The following is a 22330-nucleotide window of genomic DNA, read 5'->3' on the forward strand; positions in this document are numbered from 1 at the left end:
CTATCGCCGGATCGGCCGGCCGGAAATCACGCGCAGCCAAGGCGCCAGATGGACGGCGCTCATCAAGAGATACATCAGCGGCATGCCGGTGAGCGGGGAGGCATCGGCCCCCAGGCACGACATGACGCCGTCGCCAGCGTGAATGCAGGTAAGCAGCGCCATCACGGCGAAAACAGGGGCCGCGGCGAGGCACAGCCAGTCGGCGGTGCGGAGAGAAACTGCATCGGAGCGTTGAGGGACCTCACTGCCGGTGCCTGTGCCGATATCGCTCATGGTCATAATCCCTTGATGATCAATGCCCGGCTTTCCTGTCCCGTGAGGGACAGGAAACCAAGCTGGATGGGCCGCTCCAGGTCCTTACTTGCCGTCCTTGTTGCGGAACGCGGCTTCGCCGGCCGCCGACACTTCCTCCCACGTCTTGTCGGGTGCGGCGTCGTAATTGTCGTGCCAGTTCCACCAGCTGTAGAGCTCGGTCTGCGGATAGCCTTCGGGCGAATCCTCCCAGATTTCCTGGCGGCCGAGCGGCGTTGCGTCGAGGTAGCTCCAGACCGTGCCCATCTGCTCGTCGCCGCGGTTGTTGATGAAGTAGGTGCGATAGACTTTCTTGCCGTCCTGGATGAACACGTTGTGGCCGTGCCATTCGTCGACGCCGAAATCCTTGTCGAAACTGTCGGTGATTGTGTACCAGGGCATCTCCCAACCCATCCGCTGCTTCAAGCTGGCAATGTCGGCCTGCGGCGCGCGGGAGGCATAGGCAAGCGTGGTGTTGCGGGCGTTCAGATGGGCGAGATGGCCGACCTGGTCGGCGCCGAGCGAACAGCCGCGGCAGGCATGTTCGGGCCAGCCGTGGACGCCGGGTTCGTAGAAGGCGCGGTAGACGATCAACTGCCGCCGGCCCTCGAACAAATCGAGCAGGCTCGCTTTGCCGTTGGGACCCTCAAACACATAAGCCTTGTCTACTTCCATCCATGGCATGCGCCGGCGCTCGGCCGACAGCGCGTCCCTGGCGCGCATCGTTGCCTTTTCCTTCACCAGCATCTTTTCGCGCTCGGCTTCCCATTCCTGCCTTGAAACGACCGGTGGGGTCTTCATTGCCACGTGCTTGGTCATTGCTTGTTTCCTTTGCCAATTGTTGAGCCGTTGTGGCTTGTCGTTGCCTGTTGATCGTGAGGCAGGCTAGGGCCGCGAGGCGGCGAGGGCGGAGTTACAAATGTGACGGCATTTGCAGGCGGGCCACCGCAGCAGGGGTGGCGAGGCCGCACGGTGGGCTCGAGGTCCTCGGAAGCAGGCATGGTCGGTTTTTCCTTATTGAGAAGCTTAACGCGACTGTCTGAGATGCTCAGGCTAGCGAATGCGAATATTGCCGTCAACGCAGGCCTGGGCGTCTTCAACCAGTCCAGATGGCTAGGTCGCCGTCCGCAGCTTGCTGCTTGGCGGTGGTGACTTAAGTTAGGGCCGGTAAGGGGAGCGGTGGGAGTTACAAATGTGACGGGATTTGCATGGACTCGCTGATCACCGCGGCAGGGCTGGCGCTGGCGGCGGGCAACCCGCTGGCGGCACTCGACCGCGTCGCCTTGCGCGAGGATGCCCCGGCGCTGGCGTTGCGCGGCATTGCCATGGCGCAGCTCGGCGATCTCGACCGCGCCAAAGTACTGTTGCGTAGGGCCGGCCGTGCCTTCGGTCCAAAGGAGGCGGTGGCGCGCGCCAGATGCGTTGTCGCCGAAGCCGAGATCGCGCTTGTTTCGCGTGATCTCGGCTGGCCATCCAAGGCGCTCGACGCGGCGCGGTCGACATTGGAAAAGCATGGCGACCGGCTGAACGCGGCGCATGCCGGGCATCTCAAGGTGCGCCGCCTGCTTCTGATCGGCCGCCTCGACGAGGCTGAAGACGTGCTGGTTGGGCTCGATCCGTCGCCGCTTCCGCCGGCCTCACGCGCTGCGCATGAACTCGCGGTTGCCGGCATCGCCATGCGGCGCCTGAAGACGAAGGCCGCGCGCGCAGCCCTTGAGTGGGCGCGCTATGCCGCCCGCCGGGCCGGCATTCCGGGTCTTATGGCGGAGGTCGACAGCGCCTTCCTGGCACTGGAGACGCCGGCGGCGCGGCTGATCGCAGGCGGCGAGGAGCGCCCGCTGCTGCTCAAGGAGGTCGAGGCACTGCAGGCGTCGCCGGCCTTGGTCGTCGATACGTTCCGCTATATCGTGCACAAGCAGGAAACAACGATATCCCTGGCAACGCGCCCGGTGCTGTTTGCGCTGGCGCGCGCGCTTGCCGAAGCCTGGCCGGCGGATGTGCCGAGGGCGACGCTGATTGCCCGCGCCTTTGGCGGCCGGCATGCCGATGAATCGCATCGCGCCAGGCTGCGGGTCGAGATCGGCCGCCTGCGCGCCGAATTGCGCCCGCTGGCCGGCATCGGCGCGACCAGCCAGGGCTTTGCGCTGGCGCCGCGCGAAGCAGGCTCCGTGGCGGTGCTGGCGCGGCCGATCGAGGAGCGGCACGCCGCGCTGCTGGCCTTCCTGGCCGATGGTGAATCCTGGGCCAGCTCGGCGTTGGCGCTGGCGCTGGGCGCTGGACAGCGCAGCGTACAGCGGGCGCTCGAGCAGTTGGCCGAGACCGGCAAAGTGCAGTCCTTCGGCCAGGGCCGGGCGCGGCGCTGGATGACGCCACCGGTCGCTGGTTTCACGACCACCTTGTTACTCCCGTCGCCGCTGCCGAACGGCTAGGAAAGGTGACCATGATCGAGGACCAGGACATGAAACATTCAGCAGCGGAAATCCTGCGCGAATACGGGCCCTTTCCTGATGTCGACACCGTGCACGGCGTGAGCTTCGACGGACAGAATGTCTGGTTTGCGACGGGCGAGCGGCTGACCGCCTTCGATCCGGCAAGCGGTGAGACGCTGCGCTCGATCGATGTCGCCGCCCATGCCGGCACCGCCTATAACGGCCGGCATCTGTTTCAGCTCGCCGGGGACCGCATCCAGAAGATCGACCCGGATACCGGCAAGGTGCTCTCCACCATCCCGGCGCCCGGCGGCGGCCGCGATTCCGGCATGACCTGGGCCGAGGGCACGCTCTGGGTGGGGCAGAACCGGGAGCGCAAGATCCACCAGATCGATCCCGAGACCGGGAAAATCCTGCGGACCATCGACTCAAACCGCTTCGTCACCGGAGTGACCTGGGTCGATGGCGAGCTCTGGCACGGCACCTGGGAAGGCGACCAGAGCGATGTCCGGCGCGTCGATCCGCAAAGCGGAAAGGTGCTGGAACGGCTCGACATGCCGGCAGGGGTGGGCGTTTCCGGGCTCGAATCCGACGGCGGCGACCGCTTCTTTTGCGGCAGCGGCCCCGGCGGCATGGTGCGATCGGTGCGCCGGCCGAAGTAAGGCCGTCAAGTATTAGGCCGGCAGCGTATTTCCTACGGTCATCCCGCCGAGATCATATCCCGGAGCCGTCGAGCAGCGGGACGTCTTCGCCTTGCCACGGACTTGGCATTGAAGCCCGGCTCAGATTGGCCGTCGGCAGCGGCATCCAGCATTTCAACTCCGGTTCGGGGTATTCGATCACCCGTCCTGGCGACGAATCGGAAGAGCGCCAGCCCTCCGTGCCGAACTGGTCGGCGCGCGACCAGTAAGCGAGGTCGACCTCGGCCGGCCCCTGTTCCGATGGCCTGACCGTGACCAGGATGCGGCTGCCGTCCTTGGGCGCGCTCGCCATGTGCCGCCAGCGATCGGGTTCGTCCATTCTCATGTCCTCCTGCACGTTGCAGGGATAGTCGCCGCGCTCTTGGCAGCGGTCAACCCGAACTTTGCCCAAGCACGAGATCTGTTTAGTACTCCCGCGCCGTCGGCCGAAACAGGATCTGGTTCATGTCGACCTCGTCGGGCTGGCTCACGGCGAACGGCCCACATGGCGAAAGAATCCGAGTGCCGGGCCGCAACAGGAAAATCGAAGCCGGCATGTGAACGGGCTCACATGCCGCCACTGCAAGGAACGCTATGGGACGTCCGGCCATGACAGGGGTTTCGGATGACACTTGCTGATCTGTCTTTTTATCTTTTCACTATTTTCAATGGCTTGCGCGTGGTGTCCTACCTGCCGCAGATCGTGCGGGTGGCCCGGGACAGGCACGGGGCGTCGGCGATTTCCTACGCGACCTGGCTGTTGTGGACAGGCGCCAACGCCACGACGGGACTCTACGCCCACATCAATCTGAACGATCCCGCTCTGGCGGCGATCAACTGGCTGAACGCCGTATGCTGCGTGCTGGTCATCGCGCTCACCGCCTACAAGCGCCATCGCGCACGGCTTCCAGTTGAGGAAGCCGCAAGCCGGTCGGAAGCGACCGCTCTGATGGTCGACAATGTCTGCTGAAGATCACCGCGGCAGATTGCGCTTTTCGAGGCCGCTCTCAGACATGCACGGTGCCATGCGAAAGCTCGCCATCGTCGCTTGAGATGAGGAAAGCGGCTGCGAGCAGGCCGACATAGAACAGCCCGACCATGCACGCGACATAGATGCCTGGAACCGGGCCGAGCTGCGCCACGCGCGCGGCGTCGAGAAATGACGCGCCCAAGCCTATCGGCGACCCTTCGCGCTGCAGACTGGGCGTCGTGATCTTCAGCACCCACGCCAGCATCAGGATCGTGTACATGAAAATGTAGTTGCGGCGCAGCCGGCGCACCAACGCCGCGCGTTGCGAGATCAGGAAGCGCGGCGAACGCAGGCCTTCGCCGACGATGGCCAGCCAGTTGGAGGCGTAGTCGGGCTGCGGCGAGAAGATCTGCGCGAAATAATAGCGCTCGAACTGGCGCACCCTGGCCCGGTAGACGTCGAAGAAACGATAGCGCCGCGCCTCGATCCATAGCAGCAGCGTGGTCAGCAGCATGGCAAAGAGCAGCACCCCGTGATGGGCGCTGGGCGTCGAGAGTGAGACTGAGAGCATGGCGGCGACGACAGTAATCGCCCAGTTGCTGGTACGGTCCAGCCGGTCGCGCCAGCCGGCCATGCGGGCGATTTCGGCGCGGTGGAAATGCGACATGGTGGCCACGAATTCCGATGAGGTGAGCTTCAGCGCGAACGCATCAGACGCCCGCGGCGCTGCAGCCGCTTCGTCGGTTTTCACGGTCTTGACCTGGGACATCCCTTGCCATGCGCCTCCCAACGCCATGGCCGGCCGAAACGACGCCGGTCATCCCCATCTGCGCAACGCGCAATCGGTTGAAAATGTTCCGTCGCCGGCCCGGGTCTCGGCGGTTTATCCGCAGTCAGATAGGCCTGTTATGCGATTCAGGTAATGAGTAACCTGCGGCGCGCCAAGGGAGCGTGGCGTGCAACCGATCTCGCCCGCAAACGTTATACCGGGCACGATGAGGGGGTGCATGTCCTTCGTGGTCAACCGGCGCCGGCCGGTCGCGCTTGCCGCGGCAGCTTTCGCATTCATCCCGGCCGCATCGTTGGCAGCCGAAAAGACCGGCATGTCCAGCGAGGGCATTTTCGTTCTCGAAATCCTCCTTCTGCTTCTCGTCGGCCGCGGCATCGGCGAATTGCTGGAGCGTCTCGGCCAGCCGGCGGTGATGGGTCAGCTCATCGGCGGCATCCTGCTCGGGCCATCGCTGCTCGGCTGGCTATTGCCGGAAGCAGAACGCGTGATCTTTTCAGGCGACGCCACCCAAAAGAGCATGATCAGCGCCATCGCCCAGCTCGGCGTGTTGATGCTTCTGTTGCTCACCGGGATGGAGACGGATCTGCGGCTGGTGCGCAGGGTCGGCCGTGCGTGCTTTTCCATCTCCGCCGCGGGCGTCGCCGTGCCTTTCGCGCTCGGCTTCACCGCCGCACAGTTCATGCCGGCCTCGCTGCTGGCCGACGGAACCGAGCGCATTGTCGCCGGTCTCTTCCTCGGCACGGCGCTGTCGATCTCCTCGGTCAAGATCGTCGCCATGGTGGTGCGCGAGATGAACTTCATGCGCCGCGATCTCGGTCAGATCATCGTCTCGTCGGCCATCATCGAGGACACGATCGGCTGGGTGATCATCGCCATCACCATCGGCATCGCCACCAAGGGGCGCATCGAGCTCGGCAGCCTTGCCTTCACCATTGTCGGCGTCGCCGCCTTCATGGGGTTTTCCTTCACGATTGGCCGCCGCATCGTCTTCGACGCCATCCGCTGGACCAACGATACGTTCCGCAGCGAATACGCCGTCGTCACCGTCATTCTCGCCATCATGGGCGCAATGGCGCTGATCACCGATCTGATCGGCGTCCACACCGTGCTCGGCGCCTTCGTCGCCGGCATACTGGTTGGGGAATTGCCGATCCTGTCGCGTCATATCGAAGGGCAATTGCGCGGCGTCATCATGGCGCTGTTCATGCCGGTTTTCTTCGGCGTCGCCGGCCTTTCGGCGGATCTCACCGTGCTTGTTGACCACGAGCTTGCGCTACTCACGGCCGCTTTGGTGCTGATCGCCAGCTTCGGCAAATTCGCCGGCGCCTTCATCGGCGCCGAGCTTGCCGGCTTGAGCCGCAAGGAAGGCATCGCCGTCGGTTGCGGCATGAACGCGCGCGGCTCGACCGAAGTCATCGTCGCCTCTATTGGCCTGTCGATCGGCGTTCTGTCGCACAATCTTTTCACCATGATCGTGACCATGGCCGTCATCACCACGCTCGCCATGCCGCCGACCTTGCGTTGGGCACTCGGCCGCTTGCCGATGGGCGAGACCGAGAAGAAGCGTCTGGAGCGCGAGGAGATCGACCAACGCGGCTTCATCGCCAATCTGGAACGACTGCTGGTGGTGACCGATGAGGGCGTTGTCGGCCGCTTTGCTGCTTACCTCGCAGGAGTTGTGGGCGCCGGCAGGCCGACGACGGTGCTGCATGCCCGAGGCGAGGGGGAGGAGGCCGAGCCCGGCACGGATGCGAAGCTCGAGCCGATCGAAAAGGGTGCCGAGGACAGCCGCGAGGCCGCCAGGAGTTCGGACGAGGAGCTGGCCCGCGCGGCGCCTGTCACGCGGCGCCACGAGGCCGAGCTTTCGGCCGAAACGGTTGCCAAGGAGGCGCGCAAAGGCTATGGGCTGCTGCTGATCGGGCTCGGCCGCGCGGTCACGTCGAAAGGTGGGTTTGCCCGCCGCATCAACGAGATCGCCGGCGCCTTCGAGGGCCCGCTATGCCTGGTGCTGAAGGCGACCGGCGCCGGCCGCCAGATGCCAAGGCTAGGACCTGAAGGCGGGAAGATTCTGGTTCCGGTCAACGGCACCGCGATCGCCCGCCGGGGTGCCGAAATGGCGCTGGCGATTGCAGCGGTCACGGGTGCGCGGGTCAAGATACTTTATGTCGCGCGCGTCGGCCGCGACGAACCGCGCGACACTGTCTCGCATCGCCGCAGGGAGGCGGTGCTGAAGGATACCGTCGCACTAGCCGACCGCTATGGCGTCGAGATCGAGACGGCCATCCGCAGCCGGGCCGCCGCCGCCGATGCCATTGCCCGCCAGGCCGGCAGGGGGGCGGCGCTGATCGTCATGGGCGTGGCGCGGCGCCCTGGCGAGGAACTCTTCTTCGGCGAGACGACCACAGGCGTGCTGCAGCGCTGCCAATGCCCGGTGGTGCTGATCTCGGACGCCAGGCTCAGCCGCGACGACGAGGTCAGGGAAGAGCTGCGCTCGGGAACGGCGACAGGGTGATGAGTATTTCCCCTCGAGGGGAAATTTCGCTCATGCCGCCTGCAGCCTCTCTCGGCCGGGCTGCGGCGGGAACGCGATGGCGATGCCGGCAGCACCGAGTCCGATCAGCGCCGAGCCGATGAACAGCCAGGAATAGCTGGCATAGGCGTCGAAGATCATGCCGCCGGCGAGCGGGCCGAACGACATGCCGAGGCTGGACAACAGGGTCGCGGCGCCAAGTATCGTGCCGATGATGCGCGGCCCGAAATAGTCGCGCGCCAGAACCGCATAGAGCGGCATGACGCCGCCATAGGTGGCGCCGAAGATGATCGCCAGGAGATAGAACTGCTCGAGATTGCCGACGGCGAGATAGGCGGCGATCACCACCGCCTGGATGGCGAGGCCCACGATCAGCACCGGCTTGGCGCCCAGCCTGTCGCCGAGCACGCCGTAGAGCACGCGCCCGCCAAGCCCGGCAAGGCCCTCGACGCTGTAGATCGACACGGCTGCCATCGGCGCCACGCCGCACGACATGGCATAGCTCACCATGTGGAAGATCGGCCCCGAATGCGCTGCGCAGCAGGCGAAGAAGGTCATACCCAGCACCAGGAATTGCGGCGAGCGCAGCGCCTGGCCGACTGACATGCCGGGGGCCGCGGCAGGCGCGGGCGCGCTGCCATCCGCTGCCGCGACCGCCGTCGACGGCTGGCGCACCAGGAAGACGGCCGGCAGCAACAGCACCCAGGCCATGATGCCGATATCGAACATGGCGGTACGCCAGTCGTAGGCGGTGATCAGCCAGCGCGCGAAGGGTGAAATGGTCATCGGCGCCACGCCCATGCCGGCCGAGACCAGCGACACGGCCAGGCTGCGATGGGTCTCGAACCAGGCGGTGGTCAGCGCGATCATCGGCGCGAAGAAGGCGCTGGCCGCCAGCCCGACGATGACGCCATAGCTCAGCTGGAAGACTAGCAGCGATTGGGCTCGGCTCGCCACCACCAGCGACAGGCCGAGCAGCACCGCGCCGGCAAAAACCACCGGGCGGGCGCCGACACGGTCATAGATGGCGCCCCAGGCAAAACCGCCGGCCCCCATCACCAAGAAATTCAGCGTCATGGCGCTGGAAATGCCGGTTCGCGACCAGTTGGTTTCGAGCGCCATCGGCTCGAGAAAGATCGCCAGCGAAAACATCGCGCCGAGCGCCACACAGGTCATCAGCGCGCCGCACGCGACGATCACCCAACGGTAGGAACTGTTCATGCTCTTCTCCCGAGATCGGTTTCGATGCAGCGCCACTCGCTCCAGCTCCGTTGCGCCGCTTGCGTCCGAAGGACGTTGGCGGGATTTCGAATCCGACAATCCGGTTGCATTTTTTATCCGGTCTGCGTGGAAGTCCATCCGGATATGACAAAAGCAGGGGTGTAAGGCTGCCAAGCGCGCCGACAAGATAGACTGCCGAATTGACGAGCCGCTCCGCGGCACTAGCTTTGTGGTCTCGCGACGGGAGATATCGCTCATGGAACTGCATCGCGGCCGCCTCATCGACCACGTCCAGCTGGTGGTCAGGGACCTCGCGGCGAGCCGGCGCTTCTATGAAGCCGTCTTCAAGATGCTCGGCATTCCGATCGGCGGCGAGGCCGAGGACTATTTCTGGGCCGACGAGCTGTTCATCTCAAGCCTCGACAGCCGGGCGGCGAGGGGACAACTGACCGGGCGCCATCATCTGGCCTTCCAGGCCAGGGATAACGCCATGGTCGATGCGTTCTACAAGGCCGGCCTCGATGCCGGCGGCGCCGACAATGGCGCGCCGGGTGAGCGGCCCTACCACTCCGGCTACTACGCCGCCTTCCTGCTCGACCCCGACGGCAACAACATCGAGGCGGTGTTTCACGGGCCGGCAAAGCGAAGTGCCGCTTCGGTCGAGATCAATTTCTAGCGCAGGTTCACGAGGAGCGGGTTGCGGTGATCCGTCCGGAGTTCTCGTAAAAACAAAGAGTTGAAGCGGTCCACGGATTCAATCGCTGAACTACTTCACATTGCCGGCGCGTAGCGGTTCACCACCATTCCGCAGGCATAGGCTTTAGAGCCGAGCAGGCGCAATTTCAGGAAGCCGCCACAGTCGAAAATCCGCTCGCCGTCGCCCAGCGCGGCCGGATTGATGAACAGCTGGAACTCATCGACCAGTCCCGCTGCAATCAGCGCCGAGGCAAAGCCGGCGCCGCCGAATACCGCCATGTCGCCTTCACCTTCAGCTTTCAGCGCCTTGACCTCGCGCGGCAGGTCGCCGCTGGCAAGCGTCGTGCGCTCCCACCGCGATGCCGCGAGCTTGTCGCTCAGCACCACCTTGCGCGCCTCGACGATGCGCTGCGCAAAGGCGTAGAAGGGATCGTGCGGATAGTTTTTTGCCGCATTGCCCCAATGGGTTAGATAGCCTTCTTCGGCCATCTTGCGGCTGAGCAGAATGGTATCGATGCCGGCGAACACCGCGTTGAAATCCTGCTTCAAGTCGTCGTCCCACGGGCAGTTGGCGCCCCATTCCCAGAGCTGCCAGTGCTCATCGCCGGCCGCGCCGACAAAACCGTCGACCGACATCTGCATCTGCAGGATCAGTTTTCTCATCGTTGTTCTCCTGATTGAGCTCTGGTGTCACCAGCGCCAGGTCAGGCGGCGTTGGTGATTGCTTTACTTTCGGAACCATTGACACGAGAGAAAAATGATGTCAATAGTAAAGTGATTTAGAAATGGAAGCATTGAGAATGTCGACCAGGGAAAGATCCGGCTGCCCCATCAGCCTGTCGCTCGAATTGCTCGGTGACCGCTGGACGCTGCTGATCATCCGCGACATGATTTTCGCGGGAAAAAGGCACTTCCGGGAGTTTCTGCTATCAGGCGAAGGCATCTCGTCGCGCACGCTGGCCGAGCGGCTGCAGACCTTGCAGGATGAGGGCATTGTCACCAGAAGCGACGACCCCACGCACAAGCTCAAGGCGATCTACAAGCTGACGGAGGCGGGCATCGACCTGTTGCCGGTGCTGGCGACGCTCGGCGCCTGGGGCAGCAAGTACCGCAACGCCGATGACGAGCTGGCAAGGATCGCCGACGAACTGGCGGGGGGCGGCGAGGCGGGCCTGGAGCAGATAAAGAAGAAGCTGCGCGCCGAGCATATCGGCTAGGGAGCAACGCCAGCCCTCCCTTCGCGGCCGGGATGCTGCGCAACGGGTGACTTGTCCCGCCTGCGCCTCTGCACATAACCTCTGCCAACCCGGCGGGAGGAGAATTGCTTGGACACCACTGTCGTTATTGTCGGCGCCGGGCCTGCCGGCCTTGCGGTCGGTGCCTGCCTGAAGCGGGCAGGAGTGGATTTCATCCTGCTCGAAAGATCGCAGGAGATCGCGCCCGCCTGGCGGCGGCACTATCGGCGACTGCATCTGCATACGGTCAAGTCGTTCTCGTCGCTGCCGTTCCTGCCCTTTCCCAAAAATTATCCGCGCTACGTGCCGCGCGAACTGGTGGTCCGTTACCTCGACGACTATGCGGAAAAATTCGATCTGCGCCCGCGCTTCGGCATAACGGTGAAAGCCATTCGCCGTACCGACAGCGGTTTTCTGGTCGAGACAGGTTCGGACAACCTGAAGGCGCGCCATGTCGTCATCGCCAGCGGTAACAATGCCGAGCCGATCGTCCCCCGGCTCCCTGCCATCGAGGCTTTCAAGGGCGAGGTGCTGCACAGCGCCGACTATACGCAAGCGGCGCCCTTTGCTGGCCGCTCGGTGCTGATCGTCGGCATGGGCAACACCGGCGCCGAGATCGCGCTCGACTTGGCGGAAAGTGGCGCGCGTCCGACCATTTCGGTGCGCAAGGGCGTCCACATCGTGCCGCGCCAGCTGTTTGGCGTGCCGATCCAGATGGTCGGCATCGCCAGCCGGCCAATGCCGCAGGCGCTGAACGAGTGGATGTTTCCGATCATCCTCGATTTCGCGCTGGGCAAGCTCGAGAGATACGGCATCGTCAGGCCGAAGCAGGGCATCCTGCAACAGATCGACGAAGTCGGCCGCATCCCGGTCATCGACGTCGGCACGGTCGACGCCATCACCAAAGGCGCCATCAAGATCGCACCCGACATAGCGGGCTTCACCGAGCGCGGCGCTGCGTTCACCGACGGCAGGCTGGAAAATTTCGACGCCGTCATCCTCGCCACCGGCTATCGCCCGGGCTACGAAAAGTTTCTGCCCGTGGAATTGCAGCCGGAGCGCAGTGGCGTCAACGCCCGCGCCTCGCAACTCGGCCTCTACCTCGTCGGCTTCTACAATCCGGTCACCGGTCTGCTCAGGGAAATTGGACGCGAGGCGAAGGCAGTGGCGGCCGACATTGCTCGGCGAGGCTGAAAGGGGCGGCGTCGGCCAAGCTGCGGATCTCCCGCCTTGCGGGGAGATCGGCTATCTATCACAGCCGCGCCGCATCGCCCTCATCCAGCAGCCATTGCCGCACGGCTTGCGTCGGTTCTGGGTGCCGTTGCTTGCGCGGCATCACGACATAGAAATCGTGCGTCCCACGCATCTCCGCGTTGATCGGCTGCACCAGCCGGCCGGCGGCAATGTCGGCAGCGACGAGGAAACGGCTGGCCAGTGCGATGCCTTGGCCGGCAATGGCGGCGTCGATGGCTAGGCCTGTCTGGTTGAAGCGCATGCGTTTGGCCCCGGTGGCCATCCTCAGGCCGAGCGCTCTCTCCATGAATTCCGGCCACAGATTGTGCGCGTCGTGCAACAGGACATGATGCTGGATATCGGCCGTCGCGATCTCGTTCGCCTCGGTAGGCAGCAGGGCAGGGCTGCAGATGGCGACGATCTGCTGTGGGAACAACAGGTCGACCATCAGGCCGGCGCCGAAGGGCGGGCGGCCTTGCCTGACCGCAATGTCGACGCCGTCGGCCTGAAAACTCGACAGGTTTTCGCTGGCCAGGATTCGCAGATCGACGAGCGGGTTGTGCGCGACGAACTCCGGCAGTTTCGGGATCAGCCATTTGGTGGCAAAGCTCGGCGTGACGCTGATCGTCAGCCGCGCCGGTTCGGGCCGCAGCAGCAAGGTGGCCTCCGAGATCAGCTCGAAGGCGCGGCGGATGTTCGGCATATAGGCGCGGCCCTCGTCGGTGAGCGCCAGGCCGCGCGGCAGCCGGTCGAACAGCTTTGCGCCGAGATCCGCTTCCAGCCCGCGTATATGCTGCGCCACCGCCCCTTGAGTCACGTTCAGCTCCTGCGCGGCGATACGGAAGTTGAGGTGACGCGCGGCGGCTTCGAAGGCACGCAGCGCATTCAACGGCGGCAGGCTCAGGAAGGCTTCAGGCATGCAGGAGTTTTTCTACAGCTTGATTTCAGGCTTTCTGGTTCGAACCAGATGGCAAAACCGTTTATAGCACTGGTCGAACCTCGGAAACATGGATTTTAGAGTCCCGCCAACCCGCACGAAGGAAAATCGAGATGAGTGTAGAAAAAGTAGCAGTCGTCGTCGCGGGCGGCAGCGGCATGGGTGCGGCGGCGGCCAAGCGGCTGGCGGCGGACGGGTTCAAGGTCGCGATCCTGTCGTCCTCCGGCAAGGGCGAGGCTCTGGCCAAGGAGCTTGGCGGCCTCGGCGTCACCGGCTCCAACCAGTCGAATGACGATCTGCAGCGGCTCGCGGATCTGACGCTCGAGCGCTTTGGCCGCATCGACGTGCTGGTCAACAGCGGTGGCCACGGGCCACGCGCGCCGATCCTCGAAATCACCGACGAGCAGTGGCACACCGGTCTCGACGTCTATCTGATGAACGTCATCCGGCCGGTGCGCATCGTGGCGCCGCAGATGGTCAAGCAGAGGGCTGGCGCCATCATCAACATCTCGACCGCCTGGGTGGTCGAGCCGAGCCCGATGTTCCCGACATCCGCCGTGTTCCGCGCCGGGCTTGCCGCCTACACCAAGATCTTCGCCAACACCTACGCCGCCGACAATGTGCGCATGAACAATGTGCTGCCCGGCTGGATCGACAGCCTGCCGGCCACCGAGGAGCGCCGCGACAGCGTGCCGATGCAGCGCTACGGCACGTCGGAGGAGATCGCCGCGACCATCGCCTTCCTCGCTTCCGAAGGTGCGGGCTACATCACCGGCCAGAACATCCGCGTCGACGGCGGCATCATCGGCGCGATCTGACCGCGCCGGTCGCCTTGCGTGAGCCGGCGCGTCACTCCTTCACCGCGCCGGTCATCGACGAGACATAGTGCTCGACGAAGAACGAATAGAGCACCACCACCGGCAGCGAGCCGATCAGCGCTCCCGCCATCAGCGCCCCCCATTCGTAGACGTCGGAGCGCACCAACTCGGTCAGCACACCCACCGGCACGGTCTTGTTTTCCGAGGACTGGATGAATGTCAGCGCATAGATGAACTCGTTCCATGACAGGGTGAAGGCGAATATGCCGGCGGAGATCAGGCCCGGCACCGACAGCGGCAGCACGATCTTGGTGAGGATCTGCCACCGGCTCGCTCCGTCTATCAGCGCGCATTCTTCCAGTTCGAACGGGATGGAGCGGAAGTAGCCCATCAACAGCCACGTGCAGAACGGCACCAGGAAGGTCGGATAGGTAAGGATGAGCGCGAAGGGCGTGTCGTAGAGCCCGAGGTTGAACACCATCACCGACAGCGGAATGAACAGGATCGAGGGCGGCACCAGATAGGCGAGGAAGATGCCGAGGCCGACCTGCCGCGCCCCGGAAAAGCGCAACCGCTCGATCGCATAGGCGGCGAACACCGACGCCAGCAGCGACAGGAACGTAGCGGCGGTCGAGATGATGATCGTGTTGAGCAGCCAGCCCGGATAGGAGGTCTCGAACAGGAGATAGCGGATGTGCTCCAATGTCGGATGCACCACCCAGAACGGATTGAACTGCGCATAGTCGGTCATTTCGAGATTGGGTTTAACCGCCGTGATCGTCATCCAGTAAAACGGAAACAAAAGCACGAAGACGAACACCAGCAGCGGCAGATAGACCGTCACCACGCGACGCGGCAGGCTCTGCAGGTAGCCCATGCCGCCTTCGTCGATATCCCCACGTTTCGCCTTCCTTGTCGCGGCCGTCTTGACCATGTCAGTCTCCGCCGCCTTGTTGCCATTTGCGGCGTTGCAGGCCGAAATAGCTGAACAGGATCGCCGCCAGCAGGAACGGGATCATGGCCACCGCGATGGCCGCGCCCTCGCCAAGCTGGCCGCCGGAAATGCCGCGCTGGAAAGACAATGTCGCCATCAGATGCGTGGCATTCACCGGTCCGCCCCGGGTCAGCACGTAGATCAGCTGGAAATCGGTGAAAGTGAACAGCACCGAGAAGGTCATGGTGATGGCGATGATCGGCGTCAGCAGCGGCAGAGTCACATAACGAAACAACTGCCAGCGACTGGCGCCGTCGAGCGTGGCCGCCTCGTAGAGCGACTGCGGAATGGTCTGCAGGCCGGCGAGCAGCGTGATGGCGACGAAAGGAATGCCGCGCCAGACGTTGGCGGCGATAACCGAAGCGCGCGCATTCTCCGGATCGCCGAGGAAATTGATGCGGTGGTCGATCAGGCCCATTTGCTGCAGCGCCCAGGACAGGATGGAGAACTGCGAATCGTAGATCCACCAGAAGGCGATGGCTGACAGTACGGTGGGCACCACCCAAGGCAGCAGGACTATCGCGCGGAAGAACGATTTGAACGGCAGGTTTTCATTGAGAATGAGCGCCAGCCACAGGCCGAGCACGAACTTCAGGATCGAGGCGCTGACCGTGTAGAGCAAGGTGTTGAAGACGGACAGCCAGAAGACGGCGTCACTCCACAGATACTGATAGTTCTCGGTGCCAATGAAGATGCCGGGGCGGCCGATACGGGCATCGGTGAAGCCGAGCCAGACGCCCAGCCCGAGCGGATAGGTCAGGAAGACCAGCAGCAGCGCCGCCGCCGGCAGCATGAAGCCGAAGCCCAGCGCGTTGCGGCTTTCGGAGATCCGCGAAAGCATCGACGGACGCGGCTGGGCGGCAACGGACGGCACGGCCATGAAGGGCTCCTCATCGGGGAATCAGGTCACGGCGTCAACGGCCGCCATGGGATTGTGCAACGGGCCGGGCAGCGCACTAGACGCTGCCCGGCGGTGCCGTGATCAAACGCGGTAGTAGCGGTTGGCGCGCTTCTCCGCCTCCTCCATCGCCTCCTGCGGCGTCGCCTGGCCGGTCACCGCCTTGGCGAACATGTCGACCAGGACATAGTCGGCCATGGTCGCCGCCGAGGCATAGCCGAGCGGCCCGGCATAGCCGTTGGGGCGCAGCGTCGCCGAGGCCTTGGCATAGGCGGCATTGTTCGGGTCGGCCGTCCACACTGGATTGTTGTCGAAGGCCTTCAGCGTCTGGCAGCAATAGCCCGCCGAGGAGGTGATCCAGTCGGTCATCTGCGGATCCTCGAACATGAACTGCAGATAGGCCTTGGCCGCATTGGGGTAGGGCGTGTAGTTGAAGATGACGGCGGTGGTCACCTGGAACAGTTCGACCGATTTCCCGACGGGACCGATCGGCAGGTTGGTGGTGCGGATGTCCTTGGCGATCTCAGCCAGCTTCGGATCGTTGTCCTTGTTGATCTTGGCCGTATTGTAGGCGGAAATGCCGTTGGCGATGACGCCGAGTTCGCCGGCCAGGAAGGCGCGGTTGTTATTGACGTCGAGCCAGCTTTCGGTCCCGGGAATGAAGGTCTTGTAGAGTTCCTGCGCGTATCCGATCGCCTTTAGCGTCTCGGGGCTGTTGATCGCCACCTTGCCGCTCTCGTCGACCATCTGGCCGCCATGGCTCCACAGCAGCCAGTGCGCGTAATTGTTGCCGTCGCCGACGCCGTGGCCGTGCGTGAAGCCGGCCGGATGTCCTTTCGCCTGCAACGCCTTGCAAAGCTCGAGGAAGCCTGCCGTGTCCTTCGGAAATTCGGAGAAGCCGGCCTCCTTCACCCAGCTTTCGCGATAGACGATGGCATTGCCGATCGTGGCCAGCGGCAGGCCGACGAACTTGCCGTCCCGCGTCGCATATTGCTTCGGTCCGTCGTGCCATCCGCCATATTTCGAGCCCAGATACTCGCCGAGCTCGGTCACGTCGTGCAGCTTGTCGGGATATTGATGCGGGTCGTCGAACCAGACGAACATCAGGTCCGGGCCGGAACCGACATTGGCCGCGACCGCTGCCTTGGGGCGAATGTCCTCCCAGCTTTCCTTGTCGACACGAACCTCGACACCTGTCGCCTCGGTGAAGCGCTTGGTGTTGGCCAGCCATTGATCCTCATCGCCCTTGACGAAGGGCGACCAGCGCAGCAGCCGCAGCTTTGCGCCTTCCTCGGGCTTGTATTTCAAGCCCTCCTGGGCAAAAGCCGGCGAGCCGACGAACCGGCTTCCCAGAGCTCCCGCCGCGGCACCTGCGGTCGTGCGGATTACATCGCGTCTCGTGAATTTCATGGTCGTCTCCTCCGGTTTATCTTCCTTGCTATGCGGTCCTTACCATCCGTTACGCGTTTCAAATCGTGTTCCGGTCTTGCCGTCAAAGAGATGAATCAGGCCAGGCGCGGCAGAGAGCCGTATGGATTCGCCCGGTGTTAAGGCATGGCGTTCGCGGAAATTGGCGACGATCTCGTCGCCGCCGGCGGTGCGGCCGATGATCTGCACTTCCGACCCGGTCGGCTCGACCACCGCGACGGTGACTGGAATGCCTTGGTCTGACGATAGCCGCAAATGCTCGGGCCGTATTCCCAGCACCACCGGATGACCGTTGCCAACGGCCGGCGCGCCGGCCAGCGGCACGGAAATTCCCCCGGCGCCGCGAAAGGACGGAGACCCGTCGGTGACGATCTCGCCCTTGATCAGGTTCATGGCGGGCGAGCCGATGAAACTGGCGACGAAGAGATTGTTTGGCCTGTCGTAGAGCTCCAGCGGCGGTCCGATCTGTTCGACGATGCCGTCATGCATGACGACGATCTTGTCGGCCATGGTCATGGCCTCGATCTGGTCGTGGGTGACATAGACTGTGGTCGTCTTGAGCCGCTGGTGCAGTTCCTTGATCTCGGCGCGCATCTGCACCCTGAGCTTGGCGTCGAGATTGGAGAGCGGTTCGTCGAACAGGAAAACCTGTGGATCGCGCACGATCGCCCGGCCCATGGCGACGCGCTGGCGCTGGCCGCCGGAAAGCTGGCGCGGATATCGCGTCAGCAATGGCACCAGCCCGAGGATTTCGGCGGCGCGCTGAATGCTGGTAGCGCAATCGGCCTTCGAAACACCTTTGAGCATGAGCGAGAACGCCATGTTCTCGGCGACCGTCATGTGCGGGTAGAGCGCGTAGTTCTGGAACACCATGGCAACGTCGCGCTCTTTCGGCGCAACGTTGTTGACGACCCGATCCCCGATCGCGATCTCGCCCCGAGAAATCTTTTCCAGGCCGGCGATCATCCTGAGAAGGGTCGATTTTCCGCAACCCGACGGGCCGACCAGCGTGACGAATTCGCCGTCGTCGATATCCACACTGACGCCATGCAGGACCTCGACGGTCCCGAACGATTTGTAAACATCGCCGATCGCGACAGACGCCATCGATCTCCTCCCGAATGCTTCTTGCGACGCCCCGAAGGAAACCGCTCCTCTCCCGCCTCGCGACCGTCTCCCATTCCCCCAACAGGTCGCGTGACGATCAGACGGTAGCGCTACCAAGCCTGCCTGTAAAGCGGCCATGCGGCCGGTGCTCTTGTCATTCGGAACACCGGCGCAATGACCGGTTCGCCGGCAAACTACCCCCCATTCACAAAAGCCAGCACCAGCTTCTGCAGGTTTCCGCCGGGGCCGAATTCGACCCGGTCGAAGTCGCGGCTCGCCTGCCGCTGAGCCAGCGAGATCTGGGCGAGTTGCCTCGTCAGCTCGGTTCTGATCTTGCTGCAGGCGGGGTCATCAGTAACGGTCAGGCCGAGGCTCACCGCCTCGATCTTGCGCACCATCTCGGCGATGGCTGCGCCATGCACTCTCTCGTGGGCGGCGAGCCCGGCGATGAACACCGTCCAGTTCTTCTGGACGGAAGCCGGCAACGGTTCGGCCGGCTTCGGCAAGGTGTAGGTGATGATCAGTTTCGGGCGCGCCGATTTGAGCACGCAGGCGTCGCCTTGCGGCCTGTAGTCCCTGGTCCAGGTCAGCTTGAAATTGGTGTGCGCAATGACCCGACCCTTGCCGAGCAAGGGGCCGGCTTCGCCGATCGCGGCATAGAGTTCCGGGCCGGTCCGCCCTGCGATGGCGTAGGTCTCGACCTTTTCGACCGGCTTCCAGTCGGCGCGTGCCGGCGACGCCAGCAGGGAGGCCGCGAACAGGAGAAAGAACATGGCTGGTTTCATGGAAACGTCAGAGACACTGGGCTGAGGCAAAGATCAACCCGGCGCAATGCACTCAGGTCCCACGGCAGGCCGCGTCATAGTCGGCCAGCACCTGATCGACAGCTTCGAGAAGGATAGCCTCGGGATTGCCCGCCGGCCCGAGTTCGGCCGGCAGCGCCGGCAGGAATTGCCGCATCAGCGTTTCGGGAATGGCAACGTCGTCCAGCGCCTTGCGCAGGCGCTCGACGGCCGCGACAGCGGTGGGGTTGCTCCAATAATAGCGGATGCGGTCGCTGTAGCTGTAATGCCGCTGCACATAGAGCTCTGCTTCATTGCCATGATAGTGGCTGTGCCAATGGCCGGGGGCTGCCAGCATCGCGCTTTCCATGGTCCGGGCGAGCGACCGGTCGCCATAGTCCCTGGCCATTTCGGAGGCGATCAGGTCGAGCCCGTAAAGCGCCTCGCGCAAGACGAAGGTCAGGCCGGGGCCGACCTTGAGGATAGGAAAGCCGTTTGCGACCAGCGCGGTCAAAGCCGCACGGGTCTGGTAGTCGGTCGAATGCGCCTCGTAGACGAGCGACGGCTGCTCATCGAGCAAGCCGGTCAGGCCCTTGGATTTTTCGGGCGCGTAGGCGACGACATTTTGGCTGCCGAATTCCATGCCCGGCTGCACCACCACGGCCATGACGCGGCCGAACGCCTCGGTCAGGCCTTCGCGGGCAAAGATCTCCCGGTGAACCTCGATCGTGCGCCGCGCCGCCGCCGCCTCGGTCGGCTTCAACTCGCTGATCGCATGGTCGACGCCGCCGGGGGCGGGAACTTCGGTGCCGATGATGTAGACCGGCAAGGTGCTGCCTGCGGCGTGCGCGCCCGTTTCGGCCGCCTTTGCCAGCCGCGCCGCCCGGGTGGCGATGGTCTCGTCGTCAAGCGCCGCCGGCTCGCCGGCGCAGCCCATCGATGCGTCGAGATGGATCTTGGTGAAGCCGGCCGCGATATAGGCGCCGACCATGGCCTCGGCCTTGTCCATCGCCTGCGCCGCCGGCTCTGCGCGCCACGGGTTCGGTCCCAGATGGTCGCCGCCGAAGATGATGCGCGAGGCTTCCAGCCCCTCGCGGCAGGCGATCTCCAGCACGAAGGCGACGAACAGCGCCGGGGTCATTCCGGTATAGCCGCCGAACTGGTTGACCTGATTGCAGGTTGCCTCAATCAGCAGGTTTTTCTCCCTGTCGGCAACGGCGCGCCTGATCGCCGTCTGGATCACCAGCGGATGCGCGGAGCAGATCGAGGTGATGCCGTAGGGCGAGCCGTTTTTGCGCGCGCTGGCGAGGCCTGCAAGCGGGTTGGCGCTCATGTCCGTCTCGCTGTTCCCTTGATGAATTGATCGAGTCCGTCGAAGCTGGTGACGCCCTCCATCGGGCCGCGCCGGGTGACGTTGCGGGCGCCGGCGGCATTGGCATAAAGCAGCGCCTTGCCGGGCTCCATCCCCTGGCGGCGGCAGGTCAGGTAGGTGGCGCCGAAACAATCGCCGGCGCCCGTGGGGTCGACTTCCTCGACCTGAAAACCGGCGCAGTCGATCCTGGCGCCGTCGGCGCCGAACCAGGAAGAGCCGTCAGCACCGCGCTTCAGCACGATCTCGCCGACGCCCCTGGCAAACAGCGCCGCCACCGCCCGGTGCTCGTCATCGACGCCCGCCGTAGCGAGCAATTCGTCGCCGGACGGCAGCAGCAGGTCGGCATCGTCGATGAGTGCGGAAAACAGTGCGCCGTCGGAGCCGTCGATCAGCTCCTTGCGCACATTCGGGTCGAATGAGGTCGAGCCGCCGCGGGCACGAACCGCCTGCACTGCGTAGCTGACGATCTCCTTCAGCCCTGCCACCGACAGCGTCGATCCCATGATATGCAGATGGCCGGCCCTGTCCGCCAGCAGGCGCGCAGCAGTGGTCAGGTGTATCTGCCCGGCGGCGGATTCGGCGATGTTGTAGACGAAGTCCCTGATACCATCGGGCCGGTAGCGCACGAAGGCGCATCCCGTCGGGAAGCGGTCGCTGATATCGACGGCTGAGACGTCGACGCCGTCGCGCTCCAGCCTGTCCAGGTTGAGCGTGCCGAAATCGTCGCGGCCGACGCAGCCGATAATGCCGGCGCCGCCTCCCAGCCGGGCGACCTGATCGATGAAGATCGCCGGCGCACCGCTGGGGAATGGCCCGACAAGCGATTGCGGCTCGAGGAAGCCGAAACCCCGTTCCGTCGCCATGATCTCGACCAGGATTTCGCCGGCGACAATAGTTGGCCCCGCGGCCTCGGCGGCGATTTCGCTGCGGCGCGAAAGGCTCATGCTTGCGATTCCTCCTTGTCACAGACTGATTGCTTGCTCGCGCAGTTGTTCGGCACAAATGTTTATCGGGTAAATCGCTCATAGGGCGAAGTCAAAAACTTTACATGCGTATAGTTTACTTATTCTGCGCGTACACATTGCAGGATTCGGGTGGCTGGGATCGTGGCACCGTGCAAATCAGGCGTCGACCGCAGCAAAAGGACAGCCATGCTCACGCTTCATGATTATTTGCCGTCGCAAAACGGTTGGAAGGCGAGGGTCGTGCTCGGCCTGCTCAACATTCCCTATGAAAGCCGCCTGGTGTCGATTTTCGAGGGCGAGAGCCACACCGACGCTTTCCTGAAGCTCAACCCGGCCGGCGCCGTTCCTGTGCTCGAACTCGAGGATGGCCGTGCGATCGCCGAATCGAATGCGATCCTCATTTATCTCGCCGAAGGCACGCCCTTGCTGCCGGCGGATCGCTATGTCAGCGCGAAAATTATGCAATGGCTGTTCTTCGAACAGTACCATGTCGAGCCGGTCATCGGCTCCCTGCGCTTCTGGACGCTGGCCGGAAGGCTGGAGCGCAACCAGGCCATGGTTCCTGCCAAGCGCGAAGCCGGCGCCCGCACGCTGGCAGCGCTGGAGCGCAGCCTGAACGACACGCCGTTCCTTGTCGGCGACACGCTCACCATCGCCGACATTGCTGTCTATGGCTACGGCCACCGTGCCGAAGATTGCGGCTTTGCGCTGGCGGCTTATCCGGCGGTCCTCCCCTGGACGGACCGGGTGCGCGACGCCATCGGTCCCGGCTATCCCGTGCATCTCTACAGCATCGATCCGCACTCGGCTGCTTGACGGCAAAAGGCGCGCGCGTTCATCTTGCTTAGTCGAAAAGAAGACCCAGATTCTGCTTTGTCGGCGGTTTTTACTCGCAATCCGTTGGCTGGATGGCCGGGTCTCGGCGTCATCTCGACGACCGGCCGGCACTTAGCA

23 protein-coding genes are annotated in these 22330 nt (G+C 64.1%); 9 read left to right on the forward strand and 14 right to left on the reverse strand.

Going from position 1 to position 22330, the window contains the following annotated elements:
• Both ACYG9V_RS14075 and ACYG9V_RS14080 read right to left on the reverse strand, forming a co-directional pair.
• Positions 1-273: a hypothetical protein gene (locus ACYG9V_RS14075; RefSeq protein WP_023747827.1), complete on the reverse strand. Its 273-nt coding sequence runs from the start codon at positions 271-273 to the stop codon at positions 1-3.
• A gap of 84 nt (positions 274-357) precedes the next feature.
• Positions 358-1110: a DUF899 domain-containing protein gene (locus ACYG9V_RS14080; protein ID WP_023695474.1), complete on the reverse strand. Its 753-nt coding sequence runs from the start codon at positions 1108-1110 to the stop codon at positions 358-360.
• A 389-nt stretch (positions 1111-1499) separates the two neighbouring features.
• Between ACYG9V_RS14080 and ACYG9V_RS14085 the strand changes: the two genes are divergently transcribed.
• On the forward strand, positions 1500-2720 hold the full coding sequence (locus ACYG9V_RS14085; protein WP_023747826.1) for a hypothetical protein: 1221 nt from the start codon (positions 1500-1502) through the stop codon (positions 2718-2720).
• A gap of 29 nt (positions 2721-2749) precedes the next feature.
• On the forward strand, positions 2750-3382 hold the full coding sequence (locus tag ACYG9V_RS14090; protein ID WP_023747825.1) for a Vgb family protein: 633 nt from the start codon (positions 2750-2752) through the stop codon (positions 3380-3382).
• A gap of 52 nt (positions 3383-3434) precedes the next feature.
• On the opposite strand, the gene ACYG9V_RS14095 is transcribed toward ACYG9V_RS14090, so the two are convergent.
• Positions 3435-3740, reverse strand: a complete 306-nt coding sequence (locus ACYG9V_RS14095) for a hypothetical protein (protein ID WP_023689804.1) — start codon at positions 3738-3740, stop codon at positions 3435-3437.
• Positions 3741-4025: 285 nt separating this feature from the next.
• On the opposite strand from ACYG9V_RS14095, the gene ACYG9V_RS14100 reads away from it, so the two are divergent.
• Positions 4026-4370, forward strand: coding sequence for a PQ-loop domain-containing transporter (locus tag ACYG9V_RS14100; RefSeq protein ID WP_023673886.1), 345 nt, complete (start codon positions 4026-4028; stop codon positions 4368-4370).
• Between the two features lie 37 nt (positions 4371-4407).
• On the opposite strand, the gene ACYG9V_RS14105 is transcribed toward ACYG9V_RS14100, so the two are convergent.
• Complete coding sequence (locus ACYG9V_RS14105) at positions 4408-5139, reverse strand: DUF2270 domain-containing protein (protein ID WP_023747823.1); 732 nt, start codon at positions 5137-5139, stop codon at positions 4408-4410.
• 238 nt (positions 5140-5377) lie between these two features.
• Between ACYG9V_RS14105 and ACYG9V_RS14110 the strand changes: the two genes are divergently transcribed.
• A complete protein-coding gene (locus ACYG9V_RS14110) occupies positions 5378-7672 on the forward strand; it encodes a cation:proton antiporter domain-containing protein (protein WP_460221960.1) in 2295 nt (764 codons plus the stop codon).
• Positions 7673-7702: 30 nt separating this feature from the next.
• On the opposite strand, the gene ACYG9V_RS14115 is transcribed toward ACYG9V_RS14110, so the two are convergent.
• Positions 7703-8911, reverse strand: coding sequence for an MFS transporter (locus ACYG9V_RS14115; protein WP_352764447.1), 1209 nt, complete (start codon positions 8909-8911; stop codon positions 7703-7705).
• Between the two features lie 247 nt (positions 8912-9158).
• Here ACYG9V_RS14115 and ACYG9V_RS14120 point away from each other — a divergent pair, with 247 nt between their 5' ends.
• Positions 9159-9587, forward strand: coding sequence for a VOC family protein (locus ACYG9V_RS14120; protein WP_352764519.1), 429 nt, complete (start codon positions 9159-9161; stop codon positions 9585-9587).
• 95 nt (positions 9588-9682) lie between these two features.
• On the opposite strand, the gene ACYG9V_RS14125 is transcribed toward ACYG9V_RS14120, so the two are convergent.
• Positions 9683-10270, reverse strand: coding sequence for a dihydrofolate reductase family protein (locus ACYG9V_RS14125; RefSeq protein WP_023727055.1), 588 nt, complete (start codon positions 10268-10270; stop codon positions 9683-9685).
• A gap of 137 nt (positions 10271-10407) precedes the next feature.
• On the opposite strand from ACYG9V_RS14125, the gene ACYG9V_RS14130 reads away from it, so the two are divergent.
• Entirely contained in the window at positions 10408-10824 is a 417-nt protein-coding gene (locus ACYG9V_RS14130; RefSeq protein WP_023727056.1) for a winged helix-turn-helix transcriptional regulator, read from the forward strand.
• A gap of 108 nt (positions 10825-10932) precedes the next feature.
• On the forward strand, positions 10933-12036 hold the full coding sequence (locus tag ACYG9V_RS14135) for a flavin-containing monooxygenase (protein WP_023673466.1): 1104 nt from the start codon (positions 10933-10935) through the stop codon (positions 12034-12036).
• Positions 12037-12094: 58 nt separating this feature from the next.
• Here the strand turns inward: ACYG9V_RS14135 and gcvA are convergent, their stop codons facing one another.
• Positions 12095-12994, reverse strand: a complete 900-nt coding sequence (gene gcvA / locus ACYG9V_RS14140; protein WP_023673467.1) for a transcriptional regulator GcvA — start codon at positions 12992-12994, stop codon at positions 12095-12097.
• 131 nt (positions 12995-13125) lie between these two features.
• Between gcvA and ACYG9V_RS14145 the strand changes: the two genes are divergently transcribed.
• Positions 13126-13830: an SDR family oxidoreductase gene (locus ACYG9V_RS14145; RefSeq protein ID WP_023673468.1), complete on the forward strand. Its 705-nt coding sequence runs from the start codon at positions 13126-13128 to the stop codon at positions 13828-13830.
• Positions 13831-13861: 31 nt separating this feature from the next.
• Here the strand turns inward: ACYG9V_RS14145 and ACYG9V_RS14150 are convergent, their stop codons facing one another.
• From ACYG9V_RS14150 to ACYG9V_RS14180, 7 genes are all read right to left on the reverse strand, one after another.
• Complete coding sequence (locus ACYG9V_RS14150; RefSeq protein ID WP_023673469.1) at positions 13862-14764, reverse strand: carbohydrate ABC transporter permease; 903 nt, start codon at positions 14762-14764, stop codon at positions 13862-13864.
• Position 14765: 1 nt separating this feature from the next.
• Entirely contained in the window at positions 14766-15665 is a 900-nt protein-coding gene (locus ACYG9V_RS14155) for a carbohydrate ABC transporter permease (RefSeq protein WP_444849008.1), read from the reverse strand.
• Positions 15666-15806: 141 nt separating this feature from the next.
• Entirely contained in the window at positions 15807-17132 is a 1326-nt protein-coding gene (locus tag ACYG9V_RS14160; protein ID WP_023693796.1) for an ABC transporter substrate-binding protein, read from the reverse strand.
• Positions 17133-17171: 39 nt separating this feature from the next.
• Positions 17172-18257 carry an ABC transporter ATP-binding protein gene (locus tag ACYG9V_RS14165; RefSeq protein WP_023673472.1) on the reverse strand — a complete coding sequence of 362 codons (1086 nt, stop codon included), beginning with the start codon at positions 18255-18257 and terminating at the stop codon, positions 17172-17174.
• Between the two features lie 194 nt (positions 18258-18451).
• Positions 18452-19042, reverse strand: coding sequence for a DUF922 domain-containing Zn-dependent protease (locus ACYG9V_RS14170; RefSeq protein WP_460221961.1), 591 nt, complete (start codon positions 19040-19042; stop codon positions 18452-18454).
• Positions 19043-19094: 52 nt separating this feature from the next.
• Positions 19095-20372, reverse strand: a complete 1278-nt coding sequence (locus ACYG9V_RS14175; RefSeq protein ID WP_023673474.1) for a D-tagatose-bisphosphate aldolase, class II, non-catalytic subunit — start codon at positions 20370-20372, stop codon at positions 19095-19097.
• Positions 20369-21355, reverse strand: coding sequence for a tagatose kinase (locus ACYG9V_RS14180; protein ID WP_352764456.1), 987 nt, complete (start codon positions 21353-21355; stop codon positions 20369-20371). The genes ACYG9V_RS14175 and ACYG9V_RS14180 overlap by 4 nt, the downstream gene beginning before the upstream one ends.
• A 207-nt stretch (positions 21356-21562) precedes the next feature.
• Here ACYG9V_RS14180 and ACYG9V_RS14185 point away from each other — a divergent pair, with 207 nt between their 5' ends.
• Positions 21563-22192, forward strand: a complete 630-nt coding sequence (locus tag ACYG9V_RS14185) for a glutathione S-transferase family protein (RefSeq protein ID WP_352764459.1) — start codon at positions 21563-21565, stop codon at positions 22190-22192.
• The last annotated feature ends 138 nt before the right edge of the window (positions 22193-22330 follow it).

The sequence above is a fragment of the Mesorhizobium sp. W016 genome (assembly GCF_054719485.1).